General features: G+C 72.8%; 20 protein-coding genes, 1 tRNA gene and 1 pseudogene. 10 read left to right on the top strand and 12 right to left on the bottom strand.

Features of this window, described 5'->3' with window-relative positions; all coding sequences use genetic code 11:
• Positions 1–5 precede the first annotated feature (5 nt).
• The 3 genes from QNO07_RS07420 to QNO07_RS07410 all read right to left on the bottom strand — a co-directional run bounded on the left by QNO07_RS07420 (position 6) and on the right by QNO07_RS07410 (position 2,904).
• Entirely contained in the window at positions 6–1,508 is a 1,503-nt protein-coding gene (locus tag QNO07_RS07420) for a Stp1/IreP family PP2C-type Ser/Thr phosphatase (RefSeq protein WP_502961795.1), read from the bottom strand.
• 66 nt (positions 1,509–1,574) lie between these two features.
• Positions 1,575–2,084: an FHA domain-containing protein FhaB/FipA gene (locus QNO07_RS07415; protein ID WP_283990832.1), complete on the bottom strand. Its 510-nt coding sequence runs from the start codon at positions 2,082–2,084 to the stop codon at positions 1,575–1,577.
• Positions 2,085–2,094: 10 nt separating this feature from the next.
• Positions 2,095–2,904, bottom strand: coding sequence for an FHA domain-containing protein (locus tag QNO07_RS07410; RefSeq protein ID WP_283990831.1), 810 nt, complete (start codon positions 2,902–2,904; stop codon positions 2,095–2,097).
• 482 nt (positions 2,905–3,386) lie between these two features.
• Between QNO07_RS07410 and QNO07_RS07405 the strand changes: the two genes are divergently transcribed.
• Both QNO07_RS07405 and QNO07_RS07400 read left to right on the top strand, forming a co-directional pair.
• A tRNA-Leu gene (locus QNO07_RS07405) sits at positions 3,387–3,470 on the top strand.
• A 208-nt stretch (positions 3,471–3,678) separates the two neighbouring features.
• On the top strand, positions 3,679–4,191 hold the full coding sequence (locus QNO07_RS07400; protein ID WP_283990830.1) for a GNAT family N-acetyltransferase: 513 nt from the start codon (positions 3,679–3,681) through the stop codon (positions 4,189–4,191).
• 144 nt (positions 4,192–4,335) lie between these two features.
• Here the strand turns inward: QNO07_RS07400 and arsB are convergent, their stop codons facing one another.
• The gene (arsB, locus tag QNO07_RS07395; RefSeq protein ID WP_283990829.1) at positions 4,336–5,457 is read right to left on the bottom strand and encodes an ACR3 family arsenite efflux transporter; all 1,122 of its coding nucleotides are present in this window, start codon (positions 5,455–5,457) and stop codon (positions 4,336–4,338) included.
• Positions 5,454–5,768 carry an ArsR/SmtB family transcription factor gene (locus QNO07_RS07390; RefSeq protein ID WP_283990828.1) on the bottom strand — a complete coding sequence of 105 codons (315 nt, stop codon included), beginning with the start codon at positions 5,766–5,768 and terminating at the stop codon, positions 5,454–5,456. The genes arsB and QNO07_RS07390 overlap by 4 nt, the downstream gene beginning before the upstream one ends.
• Before the next feature lie 115 nt (positions 5,769–5,883).
• On the opposite strand from QNO07_RS07390, the gene QNO07_RS07385 reads away from it, so the two are divergent.
• From QNO07_RS07385 to meaB, 4 genes are all read left to right on the top strand, one after another.
• Positions 5,884–6,291, top strand: a complete 408-nt coding sequence (locus QNO07_RS07385; RefSeq protein ID WP_283990827.1) for an arsenate reductase ArsC — start codon at positions 5,884–5,886, stop codon at positions 6,289–6,291.
• 145 nt (positions 6,292–6,436) lie between these two features.
• Entirely contained in the window at positions 6,437–8,425 is a 1,989-nt protein-coding gene (locus QNO07_RS07380; RefSeq protein WP_283990826.1) for a methylmalonyl-CoA mutase family protein, read from the top strand.
• Positions 8,425–10,653, top strand: coding sequence for a methylmalonyl-CoA mutase (scpA, locus tag QNO07_RS07375; RefSeq protein WP_283990825.1), 2,229 nt, complete (start codon positions 8,425–8,427; stop codon positions 10,651–10,653). The genes QNO07_RS07380 and scpA overlap by 1 nt, the downstream gene beginning before the upstream one ends.
• A gap of 13 nt (positions 10,654–10,666) precedes the next feature.
• On the top strand, positions 10,667–11,680 hold the full coding sequence (meaB, locus tag QNO07_RS07370; protein WP_283990824.1) for a methylmalonyl Co-A mutase-associated GTPase MeaB: 1,014 nt from the start codon (positions 10,667–10,669) through the stop codon (positions 11,678–11,680).
• 76 nt (positions 11,681–11,756) lie between these two features.
• Here the strand turns inward: meaB and QNO07_RS07365 are convergent, their stop codons facing one another.
• Together QNO07_RS07365 and QNO07_RS07360 are read right to left on the bottom strand one after the other, a co-directional pair.
• Complete coding sequence (locus QNO07_RS07365; protein ID WP_283990822.1) at positions 11,757–12,269, bottom strand: DUF3995 domain-containing protein; 513 nt, start codon at positions 12,267–12,269, stop codon at positions 11,757–11,759.
• A gap of 217 nt (positions 12,270–12,486) precedes the next feature.
• A complete protein-coding gene (locus QNO07_RS07360; RefSeq protein ID WP_283990821.1) occupies positions 12,487–13,137 on the bottom strand; it encodes an FMN-dependent NADH-azoreductase in 651 nt (216 codons plus the stop codon).
• Positions 13,138–13,307: 170 nt separating this feature from the next.
• Here QNO07_RS07360 and QNO07_RS07355 point away from each other — a divergent pair, with 170 nt between their 5' ends.
• The 4 genes and pseudogenes from QNO07_RS07355 to QNO07_RS07340 all read left to right on the top strand — a co-directional run bounded on the left by QNO07_RS07355 (position 13,308) and on the right by QNO07_RS07340 (position 16,887).
• The gene (locus tag QNO07_RS07355) at positions 13,308–13,652 is read left to right on the top strand and encodes a winged helix-turn-helix transcriptional regulator (RefSeq protein ID WP_283990905.1); all 345 of its coding nucleotides are present in this window, start codon (positions 13,308–13,310) and stop codon (positions 13,650–13,652) included.
• A gap of 234 nt (positions 13,653–13,886) precedes the next feature.
• Positions 13,887–15,284 (top strand): DUF2252 domain-containing protein, encoded by a 1,398-nt coding sequence (locus tag QNO07_RS07350; protein WP_283990820.1) that lies wholly within the window; start codon positions 13,887–13,889, stop codon positions 15,282–15,284.
• Positions 15,285–15,316: 32 nt separating this feature from the next.
• A pseudogene (locus QNO07_RS07345) lies at positions 15,317–16,111 on the top strand (J domain-containing protein); the annotation flags it as partial.
• Positions 16,112–16,542: 431 nt separating this feature from the next.
• Entirely contained in the window at positions 16,543–16,887 is a 345-nt protein-coding gene (locus QNO07_RS07340; protein WP_283990819.1) for a rhodanese-like domain-containing protein, read from the top strand.
• A 69-nt stretch (positions 16,888–16,956) separates the two neighbouring features.
• On the opposite strand, the gene QNO07_RS07335 is transcribed toward QNO07_RS07340, so the two are convergent.
• The 5 genes from QNO07_RS07335 to paaA are packed head-to-tail and all read right to left on the bottom strand — an operon-like array spanning position 16,957 to position 20,789.
• A complete protein-coding gene (locus QNO07_RS07335) occupies positions 16,957–18,123 on the bottom strand; it encodes a 2Fe-2S iron-sulfur cluster-binding protein (RefSeq protein WP_283990903.1) in 1,167 nt (388 codons plus the stop codon).
• Positions 18,123–18,659, bottom strand: a complete 537-nt coding sequence (gene paaD, locus QNO07_RS07330; RefSeq protein ID WP_283990902.1) for a 1,2-phenylacetyl-CoA epoxidase subunit PaaD — start codon at positions 18,657–18,659, stop codon at positions 18,123–18,125. Before paaD ends, QNO07_RS07335 begins: the two co-directional genes overlap by 1 nt.
• The gene (paaC, locus tag QNO07_RS07325; protein WP_283990818.1) at positions 18,653–19,429 is read right to left on the bottom strand and encodes a 1,2-phenylacetyl-CoA epoxidase subunit PaaC; all 777 of its coding nucleotides are present in this window, start codon (positions 19,427–19,429) and stop codon (positions 18,653–18,655) included. The genes paaD and paaC overlap by 7 nt, the downstream gene beginning before the upstream one ends.
• A complete protein-coding gene (gene paaB / locus QNO07_RS07320) occupies positions 19,426–19,725 on the bottom strand; it encodes a 1,2-phenylacetyl-CoA epoxidase subunit PaaB (RefSeq protein WP_283990817.1) in 300 nt (99 codons plus the stop codon). The genes paaC and paaB overlap by 4 nt, the downstream gene beginning before the upstream one ends.
• Positions 19,722–20,789 carry a 1,2-phenylacetyl-CoA epoxidase subunit PaaA gene (paaA, locus tag QNO07_RS07315; RefSeq protein ID WP_283990816.1) on the bottom strand — a complete coding sequence of 356 codons (1,068 nt, stop codon included), beginning with the start codon at positions 20,787–20,789 and terminating at the stop codon, positions 19,722–19,724. The genes paaB and paaA overlap by 4 nt, the downstream gene beginning before the upstream one ends.
• Positions 20,790–20,833: the final 44 nt, after the last annotated feature.

The following is a 20,833-nucleotide window of genomic DNA, read 5'->3' as shown; positions in this document are numbered from 1 at the left end:
GCCCCTCATGGCGTTCGGCACATCTTGGCGAGCCGCTGCTGCTCCTCGTTGAGCTCGGGGCCGGGGCTCGGTGTGCTGGAGTTCTGCGAGGTGCCGTCCTGGGTGCTGCCGGAGGCGTCGGTGCTGCCGCCCGAGTCGGTGCCGGGCTGGCTGCTGTCGGCGTCCTCCTCGGCGGACTGCTTGCGGTTGGCGACGAGTTCGCAGACCTCGGCCTGCTCCCGCAGCTCGCCGATCTGGTCCTGGGCCTGGCTCAGGCTGCTCATCGCGATGGTGTCGCGGACCTGGTTGCGGCGGTAGGGCGGGAGGTACTTGAGTTCGATGTCGGTGCTGTCGCGCACCTGGCTCAGCTCGACCGGGCCCAGTTTCTGGCTGATGCCCTGGTACAGCGCGACCTTGTCGCCCTCCACCCCCACGTAGTACTGGGTCTTCGTCCAGCGCCAGCCCGCGTACAGGCCGCCGCCCAGCAGGGCGAGGACGAGTAGCAGCAGGAGGATGCGCTTGAACCATCTCGCGCCCTTGCCGGAGCTGCCCTCGTCGGCGTGAGGGGCGTCGTAGGCACCTCCGCCGTCCTGGGAGCCGGCGGAGCCGCTTCCGGGCGGGCCGAAGCCCTCCTGCGCGGGCACGGCCTGCTGCGGCACGGTCTGCCGGCTGAGTTCCGCGGCGCGGGCGGCGGGTGTGGTGGGCCCGCCCGGTGCGTTGGCGGTGTTGGTGGCGTGCTGGTTCTCGGCGACCGCGCCCACGATGACGGGGGTGTCGTTGAGCTGGGCGGCGAGGGTGTCGTTGTCGTCGACGTCGAGCACGTCGGCGATGATCACCGTGATGTTGTCCGGGCCGCCGCCGCGCAGGGCGAGCTGGATGAGTTCCTCGACGATCTCGCGCGGGCCGTGGTAGCTGGCGAGGGTCTCCTCCATGGTCTGGTGGCTGACCACGCCGGACAGGCCGTCGGAGCAGAGGAGGTAGCGGTCGCCGACCCGGACCTCGCGGATCGACAGGTCGGACTCGACGTTGTCGCTGCTGCCCAGCGCGCGCATCAGCAGGGAGCGCTGCGGGTGGGTGGTGGCCTCCTCCTCGGTGATGCGGCCCTCGTCGACGAGCCGCTGCACCCAGGTGTGGTCCTGCGTGATCTGGGTGAGCACGCCGTCCCGCAGCAGGTAGGCGCGGGAGTCGCCGACGTGCACGAGGCCGAGCCGCTGGCCCGTCCACAGCAGCGCGGTGAGCGTGGTGCCCATGCCCTCCAGCTGCGGGTCCTCCTCGACCATGTCGCGCAGCTGCTCGTTGGCGCGCTGCACGGCGGAGCCGAGCGAGGTGAGGATGTCGGAGCCGGGGATGTCCTCGTCGAGTTCGACGATGGTGGAGATCACCTCGGAGCTGGCGACCTCGCCGGCGGCCTGGCCGCCCATGCCGTCGGCGACCGCCAGCAGCCGCGGACCGGCGTAGCCGGAGTCCTCGTTGTGGTCGCGGATCATGCCGACGTGTGATCCGGCGGCGAAGCGCAGTGACAGACTCATGCGCACCTCGCCCGTCGGCTCCGGGTACATCCGCACGGTGCCCACCCTCCGGTCGTCATGTTCGTACTACTTCCGCAGCTCGATGACCGTTTTGCCGATGCGGATCGGCGCACCGGGCGGAATCGGCGTCGGCGTGGTGAGTCGGGTCCGTTCCAGATAGGTGCCGTTGGTGGACCCGAGGTCCTCGACGATCCACTGGCCGTCGCGGTCCGGGTAGATCCTGGCATGCCGGCTGGACGCGTAGTCGTCGTCCAGCACGATCGTCGAGTCGTGCGCCCGGCCCAGGCTGATGGTCTGGCCCTGGAGGGCGACGGTGGTGCCGGTGAGCGAGCCCTCCGACACGACGAGCTTGGTCGGGGCGCCGCGCCGGGAGCGGTTGCCCCGGCCGCCGGACGGCGCCGGGGCGGCGGCCTGCTGCGGACGGGGCGCCGGTCGGTCCGGGCCCCTTCGGCCGGTTCGCTGGGTCACCCGCGTGCCGAAGAGGTCGCTGCGGATGACCTGCACGGCCACGATGACGAACAGCCACAGTACGGCGAGAAAACCCAACCGCATGACCGTCAGGGTCAGCTCTGACATTGCCCCCGCTTCACCCTTCGGCTTGCCGGTAAATGATCGTGGTGTTGCCCACGACGATGCGTGAGCCGTCGCGGAGCGTAGCGTGTGTGGTCCGCTGCCCGTCCACCACGATGCCGTTTGTGGAGCCCAAGTCCTGGACTGTGGAAGGAGATCCGGTACGGATCTCGCAGTGCTTGCGGGAGACGCCGGGGTCGTCGATGCGGATGTCCGCCTCGGTCGACCGGCCCATGACGAGGGTGGCGCGGGAGATCTGGTGGCGGTTGCCGTTGATCTCGACCCAGCGCCTGACCTGGCTCTGCGGCAGCGGTGCGGGCACGCCGCCACCGGGCACGCCGGGGGGCGGTCCGGCGGGCATGCGCGGTGGGGCGGCGGGCAGCGCGGGGCCGCCGGCCGCGCGCTGCGGGGCCGCCGCGCCCGCGCCGCCGCCGGGCTGCGCCTGGGAGCTGCTGGACGCCAGCGTGCGGCTGCGCACCCGGTACAGGCCGGTGTCGAGGTCGTCGGCCTTCTCCAGGTGGACCTTGATCGCGCCCATGAACGTGTACCGCTGCTGCTTGGCGTACTCGCGCACCATGTTGGCGAGTTCGTCGCCGAGTTGGCCGGAGTACGGGCTCAGCCGGTCGAAGTCGGGTGTGCTCAGCTCGACGATGAAGTCGTTGGGCACGACGGTCCGCTCGCGGTTCCAGATGGTGGCGTTGTTGTCGCACTCCCTCTGGAGGGCTCCCGCGATCTCGACGGGCTGCACCTCGGACTTGAACACCTTGGCGAAGGTGCCGTTCACGAGACCCTCGAGACGCTGCTCAAAACGCTTCAGAACTCCCACGGTGCACCTCCTTCCCCACTCACTGGTGCTCTAGTGCGCCGCATGCGGACAGCGGCTGCCGATACTGCTTACTGATCGTATCCACGCGCGGCGTAAAGAGCTGGTTCCGCTTCGCGGTGCGGTGCGTGGGTGTCTCCCCTCACACGGATCGTAGAGGGGGTCCGGCTCCAGTGTCCCCCACGAGCGGAGGACCGTTGCAGGGGTGACACCGAAGCGTCCGCTTCCGCAGGTGGCGCGGGGGGCGGCAGGGGCGTGCGGGGGTTGGCGCGGCGGCCCTCTCCGGGACGCTCCCAAGATCACCCGCGGCGGCCGGCGGGTGGCCGGGCGACTGCCCGGGGCCGCGGGAAACGGATGTGAGACCACCGGTTGCGGCATGCTAATCTTCTGGATGTCGGCAGGCGCTCGCACCTCCCGCACTGACCCGGTCAGGAACCCGATCAGGACAGTGCCGAGAGTGTGGGAGAATCTTCGACAGCACCCATGCGCGGGTGGCGGAATAGGCAGACGCGCTGGATTCAGGTTCCAGTGCCCGAAAGGGCGTGGGGGTTCAACTCCCCCCTCGCGCACAGCGGGACACGTCACGTGTCCAGGCAGCATCGACGGAACGGTCGGCATCGTGATCACGATGCCGACCGTTCTGCTGTGCCCGGAGGCCGTTTCCCGGAAGACGCGGGTGCTCCGTGTGCCGGTGCGAGGGGCGTGGCAGGGTGCGCCCAGCAGCTCTTCCGGCCAGGGGGTCCGATCTTGAGCACCATGTTGCCCTTTCCCGATCGCATGCAGCTCACGGGCGAGGGCCTTGTCCTGCGCGACTGGACGGAAGCAGACCTGGCCGCGATGCCGGACCTGTTCGACCACCCCGACATCGCGTACTGGACACCGCTCGTCTCGCCCTTCGACGAGGCGGCCGCCCGCCTGCGGCTGGACCGGAGCCGGAGGCTGCGGGCGGAGGGCACGGCCATCCTGCTCGCCATCACCGTCGACGGTTGCGCGCCGCTCGGTGAGGTGATGCTGCGGCGCACGCCCGAGGACGCGGAGATCGGCTACGCGGTGGGCCCGGCGTACCGCGGTCGGGGGCTGGCGGCGCGTGCGGTTCGGGTGATGGCTGCGTATGCCTTCGAGCAGCTGGGCGTGGAGCAGGTGATCCTGGAGTTGGAGGCCGCGAACGCCGCCAGCGCTGCCGTGGCCGCCAGGGCGGGATTCGCCCCCCTCGATGTGCCGCTGATCGAGGGGGAGGAGAAGGGCCGGCCCTACGTCCTGCAGACGTGGGGGCTGCTGCGGGCACCGTGACGCTGGTCGGGGGGTCTGCGTGCCGACGCAGCCTCGGGCGAATGTTGTTGAATCTTAATCTTCTAGAGCTCGGGCTCGGGCTCCGTCCGGCCTCGGCCCTGCTGGTGCCGGTGCCGGACGGAGCCCGTCCGCAGTCCGTCCGGCTCAGCCGTCCTTGGAGGTGCTGGTGAGCTGCTTCGCGCCGAACCTGCGGCGCCACGCCAGGGAGACGTACACCAGGCCGATCAGTACCGGCACCTCGATGAGCGGGCCGACGACGCCGGACAGCGCCTCGCCGGAGGTGACGCCGAAGGCGCCGATGGCGACGGCGATGGCGAGTTCGAAGTTGTTGCCGGCCGCGGTGAAGGCGAGCGTCGTGGTGCGGTCGTAGGCCAGGCCGATGGCCTTGCCGAGCGCGAAGGTGCCGAACCACATCAGGGCGAAGTAGACGAGCAGCGGCAGTGCGATGCGCGCCACGTCGCCGGGCCGGCTGGTGATGGTGCCGCCCTGGAGGGCGAAGAGGATGACGATCGTGAACAGCAGGCCGTACAGCGCCCACGGGCCGATCTTCGGCAGCAGCGTGTTCTCGTAGCGCTCCCGGCCCATGCGCTGCTCGCCGACGCGGCGGGTGAGGAAGCCGGCGAGCAGCGGGACGCCGAGGAAGATCACCACGTTGACGGCGATGGACAGCATCGACACGTCGAGGCTCTCGCCGTCGCCGAGGCCCAGCCAGCCGGGCAGCAGGTCGAGGTAGAACCAGCCGAGCAGGCCGAACGCGAAGACCTGGAAGACGGAGTTCAGGGCGACGAGCACGGCCGCCGCCTCGCGGTCGCCGCAGGCCAGGTCGTTCCAGATGATGACCATGGCGATGCAGCGCGCCAGGCCGACGATGATCAGGCCGGTGCGGTATTCGGGCAGGTCGGGCAGGAAGATCCAGGCGAGCGCGAACATCACGGCCGGGCCGACGACCCAGTTGATCACCAGTGAGGAGATCAGCAGCCTGCGGTCGCTGGTGACGGTGTCGAGCCGGTCGTAGCGGACCTTGGCCAGCACCGGGTACATCATGATCAGCAGGCCGATGGCGATGGGCAGCGAGATGCCGCCCACCTCGACGGCCGCCAGCGCGTCGTCCAGGCCGGGCACGACGCGTCCCAGCCCCAGGCCGACGCCCATGGCGAGCAGGATCCACACCGCGAGGAAGCGGTCGAGCGTGGAGAGGCGGGCGACGATCGCCGCGCCCTGCGGATCGGTCGATCCGGTGGTGGTCGCTGGGTCGGTGCGGGTCACGCGCAGGGCCTCTTCTTCTGCTGGTCGACGGTTCCGCGGGCTGCGGCGGCCAGTTCGGCGAACGAGCCGGCCAGGGCGTCGAGCACGTCCGGGCGGAGCTTGTAGTAGGTGTAACGGCCGCACGGTTCGGTCTCGACGACCCCGGCCTCGCGCATCAGGCGGAGGTGGTTGGACAGGTTGGTCTGACGTGCGCCCGTCTCCTCGACGAGATGGGTGGTGCAGAGCGTCTCGCCGGCGAGCAGGGTGACGATCCGGAGCCTGAGCGGGTCGGCGAGTACCCGGATCAGATCAGCGTCTACTGACGTCAGCATGTGCTGATACTGTCACATCAGTCGGCGCTGATGCCAGCCGGCCCGAGCCCGCAGGGGGCAGCCGGTTTCCTCCACCCGGAAACGGTCCTGCTCCCGGAGACAGAGAGAGACCGCGATGACCGAGAAGCCCTCCGTGCTGTTCGTGTGCGTGCACAACGCCGGCCGGTCGCAGATGGCCGCCGCCTGGCTGACCCACCTGGCCGGCGACCGGGTGGAGGTCCGGTCGGCCGGTTCCGCGCCCGCCGACCGGGTGAACCCCGCCGCGGTGGAGGCCATGCGCGAGGTCGGCGTCGACATCGCCGCCGAGACCCCGAAGGTCCTCACCACCGACGCCGTCAAGGCGTCCGACGTGGTCATCACCATGGGCTGCGGCGACACCTGCCCGGTCTTCCCCGGCAAGCGCTACCTGGACTGGAAGCTGGACGACCCGGCCGGTCAGGGCGTGGAGGCCGTCCGGCCCATCCGCGACGAGATCCGCACCCGGATCGAGGGCCTGATCGCCGAGATCGCCCCCGCCGCCTGACATCGACCGCCCTCGGGCCGGGCCTGGGCCGGACCGGTTCCGTTCCGGGAACGCTGTGCGCCCTTCGGGGGACGCGGTGTGAGAGTCCAAGGTCACATCCGTGCGCCGCTGCGCTCGAAGGTGCACCTCCCCTAGCCTGCCGTCTATGACGGTCCTGCCTGATGACGGGCTTTCGCTGGCCGCCGAGTTCCCCGAAGCCACCCGTGCCCAGTGGCAGCACCTCGTGGAGGGTGTGCTGCGCAAGGCGGGCAGAAGTGGCCTGGAGGGGGACGCGGCGGAACACGCGCTGTCCACCGAGCTCGAGGACGGGCTGCGCACGCGTCCGCTGTACACCGCGGACGACGTCGCCCCGGCCTCCGCCGTGCCCGGCGGCTACCCGGGCTCCGCCCCCTACCTGCGCGGCGCCTCGCCGCAGGGCAGCACGCCCGCGGGCTGGCAGGTACGCCAGCAGCACCGCCGGGCCGACGCCCGGCAGGCCAACGAGGCGGTGCTCGCCGACCTGGAGAACGGCGTCGGCGCGCTGTGGCTGGTGCTGGGCCGCGGCGGCATCGACGTCGCCGACCTGCCCGCCGTGCTGGAGGGCGTCTACCTGGACCTGGCGCCGGTCGTGCTGGACGCGGGCGCCGACGGCGAGGCCGCCGCCGACGCGCTGCTCGGCCTGGCGGCCGACCGCGGCGTGCCGCCCTCCGCGGTGGCGGGCAACCTGGGCGCGGACCCGCTGGGCCTCCTGGCCAGGACCGGCGACGACACCGCGACGGACGGCCTGCTCGACGCCGCCGCCGCGCGGGCCCGCGCCGTCGGCCGCACCCATCCCGGGCTGCGGGTGATGACCGTCGACGCGCTGCCCTACCACGAGGCCGGGGCCTCACCCGCCGAGGAGCTGGGCTGCTCGCTGGCCACCGGCGTCGCCTACCTGCGTGCCCTCACCGCGGCCGGACTGAGCGTCGAGGACGCCTGCCGGCAGCTGGAGTTCCGCTACGCGGCGACCGCCGACCAGTTCACCACCATCGCCAAGTTCCGCGCCGCCAGGCGGCTCTGGGCCCGCGTCACGCAGGTGAGCGGCGCGGACTCGCCCGCCGCCGCGCAGCGGCAGCACGCGGTGACCTCGTCGGTGATGATGTCCCGCCGCGACCCGTGGGTGAACATGCTGCGCACCACCGTGGCGTCGCTCGCCGCCGGAGTGGGCGGCGCGGAGGCGGTCACCGTTCTGCCCTTCGACCACGCGGCGGGGCTGCCGGACGCGTTCGCCCGGCGCATCGCCCGCAACACGTCCACCATCCTCGTCGAGGAGTCGCACGTCGCCCGGGTCATCGACCCGGCGGGCGGCTCCTGGTACGTCGAGCAGCTCACCGAGGAGCTGGCGCGGGCCGCCTGGGACTGGTTCCAGGAGGTCGAGCGGGCCGGCGGGCAGCGGGCCGCGCTGGCCGACGGCACCGTGCGGCGGCGGCTGGACGCCACCTGGCAGCGCCGGAGCGAGCGGCTGGCGCACCGCCGGGAGCCGATCACCGGCGTCAGCGAGTTCCCCAACCTGACCGAGGAGCCGGTGCGCCGGGACCCGGCCCCCGAGGGCCCCACCGGGGGGCTGCCGCGGGTGCGCAGGGACGAGGCGTACGAGGAGCTGCGGGCCCGGTCGGACGCGCACCTCGCCGCGACCGGCGAGCGGCCGAAAGTGCTGCTGGCCGCGCTGGGCGGCGCGGCGGCCTACACGGCACGTGCCGGGTTCGCCGCCAACCTGCTCCAGGCGGGCGGCCTCGAACCCGTCCTGGTCGAGGTCGCCGACCCGGCTGCCGCGGCCGAGGCCCTGCGCGGCAGCGGCGCGGTGGCGGCCTGCCTGTGCTCGACCGACACGCTGTACACCGAGCAGGCCGTGCCGGTCGCCGAGGCGCTGCGCGCCGCCGGCGCCCGCCGGGTGCTGCTCGCCGGGAAGCCGGGCGAGCAGCGGGCGGCGTACGAGGCGGCCGGCGTGGACACCTTCGTGCGGGCCGGCGGTGACGCGGTGGCGCTGCTGCGCGACCTGCACGAGGTGCTCGGTGTCGGCGCCGACCGGCCGGATGCCGGAGGCGGCGCCGGTGCCGGTGCGGCGGGTGCGCCAGGGCGCGGCGACGCGGGTCCGAACGAAGCGGGAGTGGTGTGATGAGCGGCGGCATTCCGGACTTCACCGGCGTCGGGCTGGACCCGGCGGAGAACCCCGCGGGCCCGGCGTCTTCGGCGGACGCGGACCGCTGGCGGGAGGCCCTGCAGCAGAGCGCGGGCAAGAGCGCCGAGGACCTGGTGTGGGAGACCCCGGAGGGCATCGGCGTCAAGCCGCTGTACACCGCGGACGACCTGGCCGGTCTCGACTTCCTGGGCACCTACCCGGGCGTCGCGCCCTACCTGCGCGGCCCGTACCCGACGATGTACGTCAACCAGCCGTGGACGATCCGGCAGTACGCCGGGTTCTCCACCGCCGAGGAGTCCAACGCCTTCTACCGGCGCAACCTGGCGGCCGGACAGAAGGGCCTGTCGGTCGCCTTCGACCTGCCCACGCACCGCGGCTACGACAGCGACCACCCGCGCGTCACCGGCGACGTCGGCATGGCGGGCGTCGCCATCGACTCCATCTACGACATGCGGCAGTTGTTCGACGGCATCCCGCTGGACCGGATGAGCGTGTCGATGACGATGAACGGCGCGGTGCTGCCCGTGCTGGCGCTGTACATCGTCGCCGCCGAGGAGCAGGGTGTGCCGCCGGAGAAGCTGGCGGGGACCATCCAGAACGACATCCTCAAGGAGTTCATGGTCCGCAACACCTACATCTACCCGCCGCTGCCGTCGATGCGGATCATCTCCGACATCTTCGCGTACACCTCGCAGAAGATGCCGCGGTACAACTCGATCTCCATCTCCGGCTACCACATCCAGGAGGCCGGGGCGACGGCCGACCTGGAGCTGGCGTACACCCTGGCGGACGGTGTCGAGTACCTGCGGGCGGGCATGGGCGCCGGACTGGACGTGGACGCGTTCGCGCCCCGGCTGTCGTTCTTCTGGGCGATCGGCATGAACTTCTTCATGGAGGTCGCCAAGTTGCGGGCGGCCCGCCTGCTGTGGGCCAAGCTGGTACGGGAGTTCGAGCCGAAGAACGCCAAGTCGCTCTCGCTGCGCACCCATTCGCAGACATCCGGCTGGTCGCTGACCGCCCAGGACGTCTTCAACAACGTGACCCGCACCTGCGTGGAGGCGATGGCGGCGACCCAGGGCCACACCCAGTCGCTGCACACCAACGCGCTCGACGAGGCGCTGGCGCTGCCCACCGACTTCTCCGCGCGCATCGCCCGCAACACGCAGTTGCTGCTCCAGCAGGAGTCGGGCACCTGCCGGGTCATCGACCCGTGGGGCGGCAGCGCCTACGTGGAGCGGCTCACGCACGACCTCGCGCGGCGCGCCTGGCAGCACATCCAGGAGGTCGAGCAGGCCGGCGGCATGGCGAAGGCCATCGACGCGGGCATTCCGAAGCTGCGCGTGGAGGAGGCCGCCGCCCGCACCCAGGCCCGCATCGACTCGGGCCGGCAGCCGGTGATCGGCGTCAACAAGTACCGGGTGGAGACCGACGAGCAGATCGACGTGCTGAAGGTCGACAACTCCTCGGTGCGCGCCCAGCAGATCGCCAAGCTGCGGCGGCTTCGCGAGGAGCGCGACGAGGACGCCTGCCAGGACGCGCTGCGCGCGCTGACCGCGGCGGCCGAGGAGGGCCACCGCGACGGTGGCAGCCTGGAGGGCAACCTGCTGCACCTGGCGGTGAACGCGGCCCGCGCCATGGCCACCGTGGGTGAGATCTCCGACGCGTTGGAGAAGGTGTACGGGCGCCACGCGGGCCAGATCCGTACGATCTCCGGTGTGTACCGAGACGAAGCCGGGCCGTCCTCCGCGCTGGAGCGCACCCGCGCCCTGGTCGGCGAGTTCGAGCAGGCCGAGGGGCGCCGGCCGCGCATCCTGGTCGCCAAGATGGGCCAGGACGGCCACGACCGCGGCCAGAAGGTCATCGCGACCGCCTTCGCCGACCTGGGATTCGACGTCGACGTCGGCCCGCTGTTCCAGACGCCCGGCGAGGTGGCGCTCCAGGCCGTCGAGGCCGACGTGCACATCATCGGTGTCTCCTCGCTGGCGGCCGGTCACATGACGCTGGTGCCGGCGCTGCGTGAGGAACTGGCCGGGCAGGGACGCGAGGACATCATGGTCGTGGTCGGCGGGGTCATCCCGCCGCAGGACGTGGAGCCGCTGAAGGAGATGGGCGCGGCGGCGGTCTTCCCGCCCGGGACGGTGATCCCAGACGCCGCGCACGACCTGGTCCGGTCGCTGGCGGCGAGCCTCGGCCACGAGCTGTGAGCGACGTGCACTGATGCCGCCGAAGATCGACCTCGACGCCTACGTCCAGGGTGTGCGGGAGGGGTCACGGGCGCGGATCGCCCGGGCCATCACCCTGGTCGAGTCCACCCGCGCCGACCACCGGCAGCTCGCCCAGCAACTGCTGGTGGAGCTGCTGCCGTTCGCGGGCAAGGCCCGCCGGGTGGGCATCAGCGGGGTGCCCGGAGTCGGCAAGTCGACGTTCATCGACGCGCTGGGCTCGATGCTGACCGGGCTGGGGCACCGGGTCGCGGTGCTGGCCGTCGACCCGTCGTCCGGCCGCAGCGGCGGCTCGATCCTGGGCGACAAGACCCGGATGGCCCGTCTCGCCGTGGACCCGGCGGCGTTCGTCCGGCCGTCACCGACCTCAGGCACGCTGGGCGGCGTGGCCCGAGCCACGCGCGAGACGATGGTGGTGATGGAGGCCGCCGGGTACGACGTGGTGCTGGTGGAGACGGTCGGCGTCGGGCAGTCGGAGATCACCGTCGCCGGCATGGTCGACTCGTTCCTGCTGCTCACCCTCGCCAGGACCGGCGACCAGCTCCAGGGCATCAAGAAGGGCGTGCTGGAGCTGGCCGACGTGGTCGCCGTCAACAAGGCCGACGGCCCGCACGAGCGGGACGCCCGCTCCGCCGCCCGTGAACTCGCCGGGGCGCTGCGGCTGCTGCAGCCGCCGGACGCGCCCTGGAACCCGCCGGTGCTCACGTGCAGCGCTCAGGAGGGCACCGGCCTGGAGGACGTCTGGGACCGGCTGGAGCAGCACCGCCGCATCCTCGACACCACCGGCGCGCTGGAGGGCAAGCGGCGCGACCAGCAGGTGGAGTGGGTGTGGTCGATGGTCCGCGACCAGCTGCTCGACCGGCTGCGGGACCACCCGGAGGTGCGGCGCCTCGCCCCCGGCCTGGAGCAGGAGGTCAGGGACGGCACGCTCACCGCGACGCTGGCCGCCGAACGCCTGCTCGCCGCCTTCTCGGGGCTGACCCCGGAGGCGGGCCCGCCGACGCCCTGACCTTCCTTGGACGGTCAGGGCCTTCCTCGGACGGTCATTCGTCACGCAAAGGGCCTGGCCGCCTCCGCTGGGGCCCTCAGCTCGCGTTGGGAAGTGCCGCTCGGCCCTTCACCCGGCCCTTCACCCGGCCGTACGAGAGGGCGGCGAGGCCGAAGGCAAGACCGCCGACCAGGAACCAGGGGTTCCACAGCAAGAGCGTCCAGGACCGCTGTTCGGGGCTGGTCTCTGTCCGCTGACCCGAGGGATCGGTCAGCAGCAGCGCCCAGACGGCGGCGCTGCGCGCCAGCAGCAGTGCGCAGGCACCCCATCCCAGAAGCCTGACCGTCGTTCCGGCCCAGCCCCTCGGCCGCGGCCGGGTGAGGAGCCATCCCAGCGCCCCGGTGGCCAGGCACAGCGTCCCCACGCCCCACAGGCCCACCACCACGAACCACACGGGGCGCTCCTCGGCCAGGGGGCCCGCCGATTCACTCAGACCCCACTCGCCGCCCAGAGCCCAGTAGAAGTGGAGCACGGCGAAGACGACCGCCCAGGTGCACGCGACCCACCCCCACAACCTCGGTGTTGACCTGTTCTGCGGATCTCCGTACATGGCGAGGAGCCTGCCATCCCCTCGCCAGGTCGCCGCCGACACCGATGAGAACCCGCCGCGCCCACCGTCCCGTCACATGTCCCGTGCGCCGGCTTCCCGTCAGGACGCGTGCCCGCGGGTCCGGGAGGGGTGCGGCGCGGACCCCGCGGGCACGGGCGGCCTCAGGCCGTGAGGCGGGTGTCAGGCCGCGAGGCAGGCATCGGACTGCCGGGCAGTGTCAGGCCGCGAGGCGGGAGGCGAGGGCCTTGGCCTTGGTCTCGGCCTCCTCGTGGGCCTTGGCGCGGGACGCCTCGAAGAGCGGGATCAGCTCGCTCATGGCGGGCACGCTGGGGGCCAGGGTCAGCTCCGGCACGATGAAGTCGACGTCCAGGCCCAGGCCGGTGCCGAGCGCGTGGCGCAGGTAGTCCTGCACGAAGTCGTTGCCCTCCTGCGGCGTGCCGGGAGCGTAGGAGCCGCCGCGGCTGGCGACCACCGTGACGGGCGTGCCGGCGGCGCTCGGGTTCTCCGTCATGGCGGTGCGGCCTCCGATGATCACGTGGTCGAGCCACGCCTTGAGGCCGGAGGGGATCGACCAGTTGTACATGGGCGCGCCGATCACCACCGCGTCGGCCTGCTCCAGTTCGGTGGCCAGCTCCTCGCGCAGTGCGAAGGACGCCTGCTGCTCGGGCGTGCGGTCGGCGGGCGGGACGTAGCCGGCCTGGGCGGCACTCGCGTCGAGGTGCGGCAGCGGGTCGGCGGCCAGGTCGCGCTCGACGACCCGGCCGCCCGGGTGCTGGGCCAGCCACGCGGCGCGGAACACCGCGGTGACGGCGCGGGAGGCGGAGTGATCGCCGTTGACGGACGAGTCGATGTGCAGCAGCGTGGCCATGACGTCTCCAGGTGGGTAAGTACATTACTTCCTGCCTGAAACTACTAATAGCATAGCTACTTACTTTTCCGCAGCACCTTGTGCGGGTCCACTACTGTGGAGGCATGGCTGAGGCAGCGGGGACGGCGGCGTACGGGGACGGTGTGGGTGAGGCGTGCGCCCCGCCCGAGATGTGCGCCTCGCCGGAGGGAGGCCTCACCCGGGTCTTCGAGGTGCTCGGCAAGCGCTGGACGGGGCTCGTCATCGCCGCCCTCATCAGCGGTCCCGGCCACTTCGCCGAGCTGCGACGCGCCGTGCCCGGCATCAGCGAGCGCATGCTCGCCGACCGGCTCTCCGAGCTGGCCGCCCTCGGCCTGGTGCTGCGCTCGGTCCAGGAGGGCCCGCCCACCAGGGTGAGCTACCGCCTCACCGACGCCGGTCTCGCACTGCGCCCGGCGATGACCGAACTCACCCGCTGGGCCGACGCCCACCTCCCCGGTGGCAGCTCCGCCTGCCCGGAGGCCTTCCGCGACTGACCGCCGGACCGCCGCCGGTGCCCCTCTGGGCCTGCCCGCGTCCGATCATCGGACCGGTTCCGGCTGGTCGCCGGGCCAGTTCCCCGTCCGCCGCCGTGGTTCCCGGCCCGGCCGGTCCTGCTCGCACCGGAGTTATCCACAGGCATTGCGCGGCGCTTCCCGGGCAACCGATGATCACCAGCAGACGTCGTGACGGGGAGAGCCGCACGGGTGGCAGCGGACGAGGGGGCAGACATGGGGCGGATTCCGCAGGTCAGGGGTTTTGCGACTCGGGCGCGCGGCACGTCGCCGAAGCACGAGGGCAAGGAGCTGCGCACTTCGGTGCCGCGCTCGGGCCACGCCGCGTTCCGCGTCCCGGAGCTGCGGCCCGACCCGGTGGTGGCGGTGGAGCAGTCCAACGAGGGCCGGATCGCGGAGCTGACCCCGATCCGGGTGGGCCGGATGGCGGCGTCGCCGTTCGCGTTCCTGCGCGGCTCGGCCGGGCTGATGGCGTACGACCTGGCCCACGGCACACCCGTCACCGGCATCACCACCCAGCTGTGCGGTGACGCGCACGCCGCGAACTTCGGCCTGTACGGGGATGCCCGCGGCAAGCTGGTCATCGATCTCAACGACTTCGACGAGACCGTGCCGGGCCCCTGGGAGTGGGACCTGAAGCGGCTGGCCGTCTCGCACGTCCTGGCCGGGCGCGGGGCGGGCGCGGACGAGGACACCTGCCGGCTGGCGGCAGCGGACACCGCCGCGGCGTACCGGTCCACGATGCGGCTGCTGGCGAAGCTGCCGGCTGCCGACGCGTGGAACGCCATCGCAGACGAGGAACTGGTCTCGCACGCCGGCGCAGGCGACCTGGAGGGCACGCTGGAACGTGTCGGGCAGAAGGCCCGGCGCAACACCAGCGCCCGTTTCGCCGCCAAGTCCACCGAGGACGACACCGAGGACGAGCCCTACGGCCGCCGCTTCAAGGACGCGCCGCCGGTGCTGCGCCGGGTCGACGACGCCGAGGCCGCCGCCGTCGTCGCGGCGCTCGGCGAGTACCTCACCACACTCGGCGAGGACCGGCTGCCGCTGCTCAGCCGCTACGCCGTGCACGACGTCGCGTTCCGCGTGGTGGGCACGGGCAGCGTCGGCACCCGCTCCTACGTGGTGCTGCTGCTGGACCACCACGGTGAGCCGCTGGTGCTCCAGGTGAAGGAGGCCCGGGAGTCGGTGCTGCGGCAGCACCTGGCCGCCGCCGGGTTCACCGCGCCGAAGGTCACACACGAGGGCCGCCGGGTGGTGCTCGGCCAGCGGCGCATGCAGGTGGTCAGCGACGAACTGCTGGGCTGGACGACAGTGCAGGGCAGGCCGTTCCAGGTGCGCCAGTTCCGCAACCGCAAGGGCAGTGTCGACCCGTCGGCGCTCGCCGCCGACCAGATCGACGACTACGCGCGGATGACGGGCGCCCTGCTGGCCCGCGCCCACTCGCACAGCACCGACCCTCGGCTGATAGCCGGCTACTGCGGCAAGAGCGAGCAGCTCGACCTTGCCGTGGCGGACTTCGCCGTCGCCTACGCCGACCGCACCGAGGCCGATCACTCGGCGCTGCTGGCGGCGATCCGGGGCGGCCGGATCGCGGCCGAGGCCGGAGTGTGAGGGGCACCGCGCGCGTTGCGTAGGCTGGCCGGGTGACGAACCCGCAGACACAAGGGACCGGCGAGCCGGCCACGGACCGGCTGGAGCGGGCCGTCCTGGCCGCCGAGACGGCCCTCATCGAGTTCGAGATCGCGGTGGAGACCTTCCGGGTGGAGGTGGAGAACTTCTCCCGCCTCCACCACCAGCGGCTCGGCCCGATGTACGCGCGGCTGGACGAGCTGGACGCGCAGATCGCCGAGGCGGTCGCCGTGCTCAGCGGCGACGCCGAGGATCTGCGCAAGGCCCGCGAGGCCCGCGCCATGGTGCTGCCGATGCCCGGCGTCGACGAGCTGTTCGGCGGCTGGCTCCAGCCCGAGGGCATGTCACCGGAGGCGCAGGCCATGCTGACGGACCGGCCCGTCCGGCCGCCGCAGCGGGTGCGCCCGAGCGAGGAGGCCCGTCGCATGTACCGCGAGCTGGTGCGTGCGGCCCACCCCGACCTGGCCGGCGACGACGCGGACCGGGCCCGACGGGACGCTTTCATCGTCCGCGTCAACCGTGCCTACGCCGACGGTGACGAGGCGGTGCTGGCCGAGCTGCTGGAGGAGTGGGCGGCCGGTCCCCGGCCGGAGCGGATCCGGCTCAGCCGCAGCGAGGAGCTGTACGCCCGGCTGGAGTGGCTCGCGGAACGCAAGGAGTGGCTGGCCGGGGTCGCGTCGGAGCTGGAGGAGAGCGCCATCGGCGCGATGCTGCGCATGGCGCCCGACGACCCGGACGGACTGCTCGACGACATCGCTGACAAGCTGCTCGCAGACGTCGCCGAGCGCCAGGCCCGTCTGGACGAGCTGGCCGCCCGTACGGCCGACGCATCGCAGGCGGCCGGCGGAAGCGCGGGAGCGGGCACGGACGTGCCGGGTGCTGACCTGCCGGGTGCTGACGGGGGGCCGCAACCGCCCACCGTCACCATCTCGCCCGTCTCCGGTTCCGCCGACCCGGCGGCCACGCCCGCGGGGACGGCGCCGCAGGCCGCCGCAGCGACGCACCCCGAACCGGACGGCGCCCCCTCGCCGCAGGACGGGCCCGCGCAGGACGGGCCCGCGCAGGACGGGCCCGCTGGGGGCGAGCCCACGCCGGACGGCCCGGTGGTGGATGGCCCGGCGTCGGACGAACCGGCGTCGGACGGTCCGGTTGAGGACGGTCCGGTGCAGGACGGGACGTCGAACGAAACGTTGCCTGGCTCGGGCCCGGTGGCGCAGGACGAAGCTGAGGAGAAGCGCGCGTGACCCCGTACCCATCGGTCCCGGCGGTCACCGCCGCCGACGTTCCGCAGGACGCCCTGCTGCTCGACGTCCGGGAGCCGCACGAGTGGGCCGCCGGGCGGGCCGGCGAAGCGGTGCACATCCCGATGGGCGAGGTCGTCGAGCGGTTCGGTGAGATCACCGAACTCGCCGCCGAACGGCGGGTGTTCGTGATGTGCCGGGTGGGCGGGCGATCCGCGCAGGTCACCCGGTACCTGGCCGCGCAGGGCATCGACGCGGTGAACGTGGACGGCGGCATGCTCGCCTGGGCCGAGGCCGGGCGGCCCCTGGTCGGTGACCAGGGCCAGGAGCCCTTCGTCCTCTGACCCGCCCCCGGCGGCCCGCAGGGCTGCCGGACGCGGGTCGAGCCGGGGCCCGCGGCGTGGCGCTCGGTCTCAGGCGTCGAAGTCGACGGTGACGGCCGGTGTGGCCGGGTGCGACTGGCAGGCCAGGACGTAGCCGGCGTCCACCTCCTCGCGCTCCAGCGCGAAGTTGCGGTCCATGCGCACCTCGCCGTCGAGCAGCCGCACCCGGCAGGTGCCGCACACGCCGCCCTTGCAGGCGTAGGGCGCGTCGCCGCGGTGCCGCAGCACCGTCTCCAGCACGCTTTCGCCCGGCAGCGCCGTCCAACTGCCGCCGCGTCCGTCGAGCGTGGCCGTCACGGTCGCCGCGACGTCCGCGCCTGCGTCCGCCGCCGTGCCGGGCGCTCCCGCGCCCACGCCGGACAGCGATGACGCGGCGGACTCCGCCACGTGGAAGACCTCCTGGTGGACCCGGTCGGCCGGGACTCGGAGGTCGTCGAGGGCCTGCTCGGCGGCCTGTACCAGCCCGTAGGGGCCGCACAGGAACCAGCCGTCGACGGCGTCCACCGGTAGCAGGGCCGGCAGCAGAGTGCCGAGCCGTTCGCGGTCCAGGCGGCCGGTGGGCAGGCCCGCGTGCTGCTCCTCGCGGGAGAGGGTCTGGACGAGCTGGAAGCGGTCCGGGTAGCGGTCCTTCAGGTCGGCCGCCTGCTCCAGGAACATCGTGGAGGCCACCGTGCGGTCGCTGCGGATGAGGCAGAAGCGGGCGGCCGGTTCGCGTTCCAGCAGCGTCGCGGCGATGGACAGCACCGGGGTGATGCCGCTGCCGCCGACCACGGCCGCGTAGCGGCCTGGGCGGGGGTCGAGCACGAAGCGGCCGGAGGGCGGCAGCACGTCCACGATGTCGCCGACCGCGAGTTCCTTGAGCGCGTACGTGGAGAAGTCGCCGTCCTGGACCTGCCGGATGCCGACCGTCAGCGTGGGCACCTCGGTGGCGGGAGTGCACACCGAGTAGGTGCGCCGCACCTCCGGCTCGCCCGGCCGCCCCGGCTCGCCCGGCCGCCCCTGCTCGCCCGGCTGCCCCTGCTCGCCGGACCGTCCCTGCTCATCTGACCGCCCCTGCCGGCCGTGCCGCCGCAGGGTGACGTGCTGGCCGGGGATGTGCCGGAACGTCTCGCGCAGTTCGGACGGCACCTCGAAGGTGACGGCGACCGCGTCGTCGGTCAGCGGCTCGACGGCGGCCACCCGGAGCGGATGGAAGATCACGTGAGCTCCTTGAAGTGGTCGAACGGCTCGCGGCACGCCTCGCAGCGGCGCAGCGCCTTGCAGGCCGTGGAGGAGAAGCGGCTGAGCAGCACGGTGTCGGTGGAGCCGCACTGCGGGCAGCGCACGGCCAGGTCGATCGGGACGGGTCCGCCCGCGGGGCCGGTCGGGCGCGGTGGCGCGATGCCGTGCTCGGCGAGTTTGCGGCGGCCCTCGGCGGTGATGCTGTCAGTGGTCCAGGCAGGCGCGAGCACGGTCCGCACGGTCACGTCCGTCATGCCGCGGGTGCGCAGCGCCTGCCGGATGTCGTCGGCCATGGTCTCGACGGCCGGGCAGCCGGTGTAGGTGGGCGTCAGGTCGACCTCGGCGGCGTCGGGGCCGGTGCGGCGGACCGCGCGCAGCACGCCGAGTTCGGCGAGGGAGATCACCGGCAGCTCCGGGTCCGGCACGGCGCCCGCCAGCGCGAGCAGTTCCTCCTCGGTGGGCAGCGCGACCGGCTCAACCGGCGCGGACGGCCGCGGGGCGGGGGTCACCAGGACGCCCCGGGGTGGCTGCGGTGCAGGTGCTGCATCTCGGCGAGCAGCCGGCCCATGGGCTCGGTGTGCACACCCTGCCGGCCGCCACCCGCCGCCCACGGCGACTCCTGCGGCCCTTCGGGCAGCCGCAGGCCCGCCCGGGTGACGGTGTCGGTGACACGCGCGGTCCAGGACGCACGCAGCGCCGGCAGGTCGACGTCCAGGCCGGTCACGGGCTGGAACAGTTCACCGGTGTACCGCCAGAGGGAGTCCAGGGCGCGCTGGGTGCGGCGGTGGCTCTCCTCGGTGCCGTCGCCGAGGCGCAGCGTCCACTGCTCGGCGTGGTCGAGGTGGTAGGCCGTCTCCATCACGGCTTTGCCGGCCAGCGGGGCGAGGCGGTGCCCGGTGCCCGCGAGCTGCGCGTACAGCGGGTGCTGGTAGGCCGAGAAGAGCAGTTGCCGCACGATGGTGGCGGCGAAGTCGCCGTTCGGCTGCTCGACCAGCTGCACGTTGCGGAACGCGCGCTCCTCGCGCAGGAACGCCAGCTCGTCCTCGTCTCGGTCGGGGTCGGCCAGGGACAGCAGGACGCGGGCCTGCCCCAGCAGGTCAAGGGCGATGTTGCCGAGCGCGACCTCCTCCTCCAGGACTGGGGCGTCGCCGGCCCACTCGCCCAGGCGCTGGGCGAGGACCAGCGCGTCATCGCCCAGCGCGAGCGCGGCGGCGTCCACTCCGGACGAGGCGGTGCCGGCGGCCGACGCGGTGGGGTCGGTGACGGGGTCGGCGGCGGTCACAGGTTCCGCACCCCCTCGGGGACCTCGTAGAACGTGGGGTGCCGGTAGGGCTTGTCGGCGGACGGTTCGAAGAACGGGTCCTTCTCGTCAGGCGAGGAGGCGGTGATGCGGTCGGACGGCACCACCCACAGCGAGACGCCCTCGCTGCGGCGGGTGTAGAGGTCGCGGGCGTTGCGAAGCGCCATCTGGGCGTCCGGCGCGTGCAGGCTGCCGGCGTGGGTGTGGGACAGGCCGCGCCGGCTGCGGACGAAGACCTCCCACAGCGGCCAGCTGTCGTTCGGGCTGCTGGAGCTCATCGGTTCGTGTCCTCACGGGTCGGGGCGGCCGAACCGCCGGTTCCGGGACGGCCGGCGGCTTCGGGGCGGTCGGCTTCGGGACGGTCGGCTTCGGGGCGTGCGTGGCGGGCGGCGTGCGCGGCGGCGGCCTCACGGACCCAGGCGCCCTCCTCGTGGGCCCGGCGGCGCCGGCTGATCCGCTGCTCGTTGCAGGGGCCGTTGCCCTTCAGCACGCGGTGGAACTCGTCCCAGTCGATCGGCCCGAAGTCGTGGTGGCCGCGCTCCTCGTTCCAGGCGAGCTGCGGGTCGGGCAGCGTCAGGCCCAGGGACTCCGCCTGCGGTACGCAGATGTCGACGAAGCGCTGCCGCAGCTCGTCGTTGGAGTGCCGTTTGATCTTCCACGCCATCGACTGGGCGGAGTGGGCCGACTCGTCGTCGGGCGGGCCGAACATCATCAGCGACGGCCACCACCAGCGGTCCACCGCGTCCTGCGCCATGGCGTGCTGCGCCTCGGTGCCCCGGCTGAGGGCGTGCAGCAACTCGTAGCCCTGCCGCTGGTGGAACGACTCCTCCTTGCAGACGCGGACCATCGCGCGGGCGTAGGGCCCGTAGGAGCAGCGGCACAGCGGCACCTGGTTGGTGATCGCCGCGCCGTCCACCAGCCAGCCGATCGCGCCGACGTCGGCCCAGGTCAGCGTGGGGTAGTTGAAGATCGAGGAGTACTTCTGACGGCCGCTGTGCAGCTTGTCGAGCAGTTCGTCGCGGCTGACTCCCAGCGTCTCGGCGGCGCTGTACAGGTACAGGCCGTGCCCTGCCTCGTCCTGGACCTTGGCCATCAGGATCGCCTTGCGGCGCAGCGAGGGCGCGCGGGTGATCCAGTTGGCCTCCGGCTGCATGCCGATGATCTCGGAGTGCGCGTGCTGGGCGATCTGGCGGACCAGCGTGGCGCGGTAGGCGTCCGGCATCCAGTCCCGCGGCTCGATGCGCTCGTCGGCCGCCACCGCCGCGTCGAACGCCGCCTGGAGGCCGGCGGTGTCCGCCGGGTGAGCCGTGCCGGAGCCCTGCTCCGGCAGCACTGTTGTCATCGCTGAACCCCTCTGCCCGGACCGTCTACCGACCGATCGTTCGG

This window comes from Streptomyces sp. 549 (genome assembly GCF_030124175.1).
Lineage (GTDB): Bacteria > Actinomycetota > Actinomycetes > Streptomycetales > Streptomycetaceae > Streptomyces.
The sequence above is the reverse complement of the archived record's forward strand: the minus strand, read 5'-3'. Positions and strand labels throughout refer to the sequence as shown.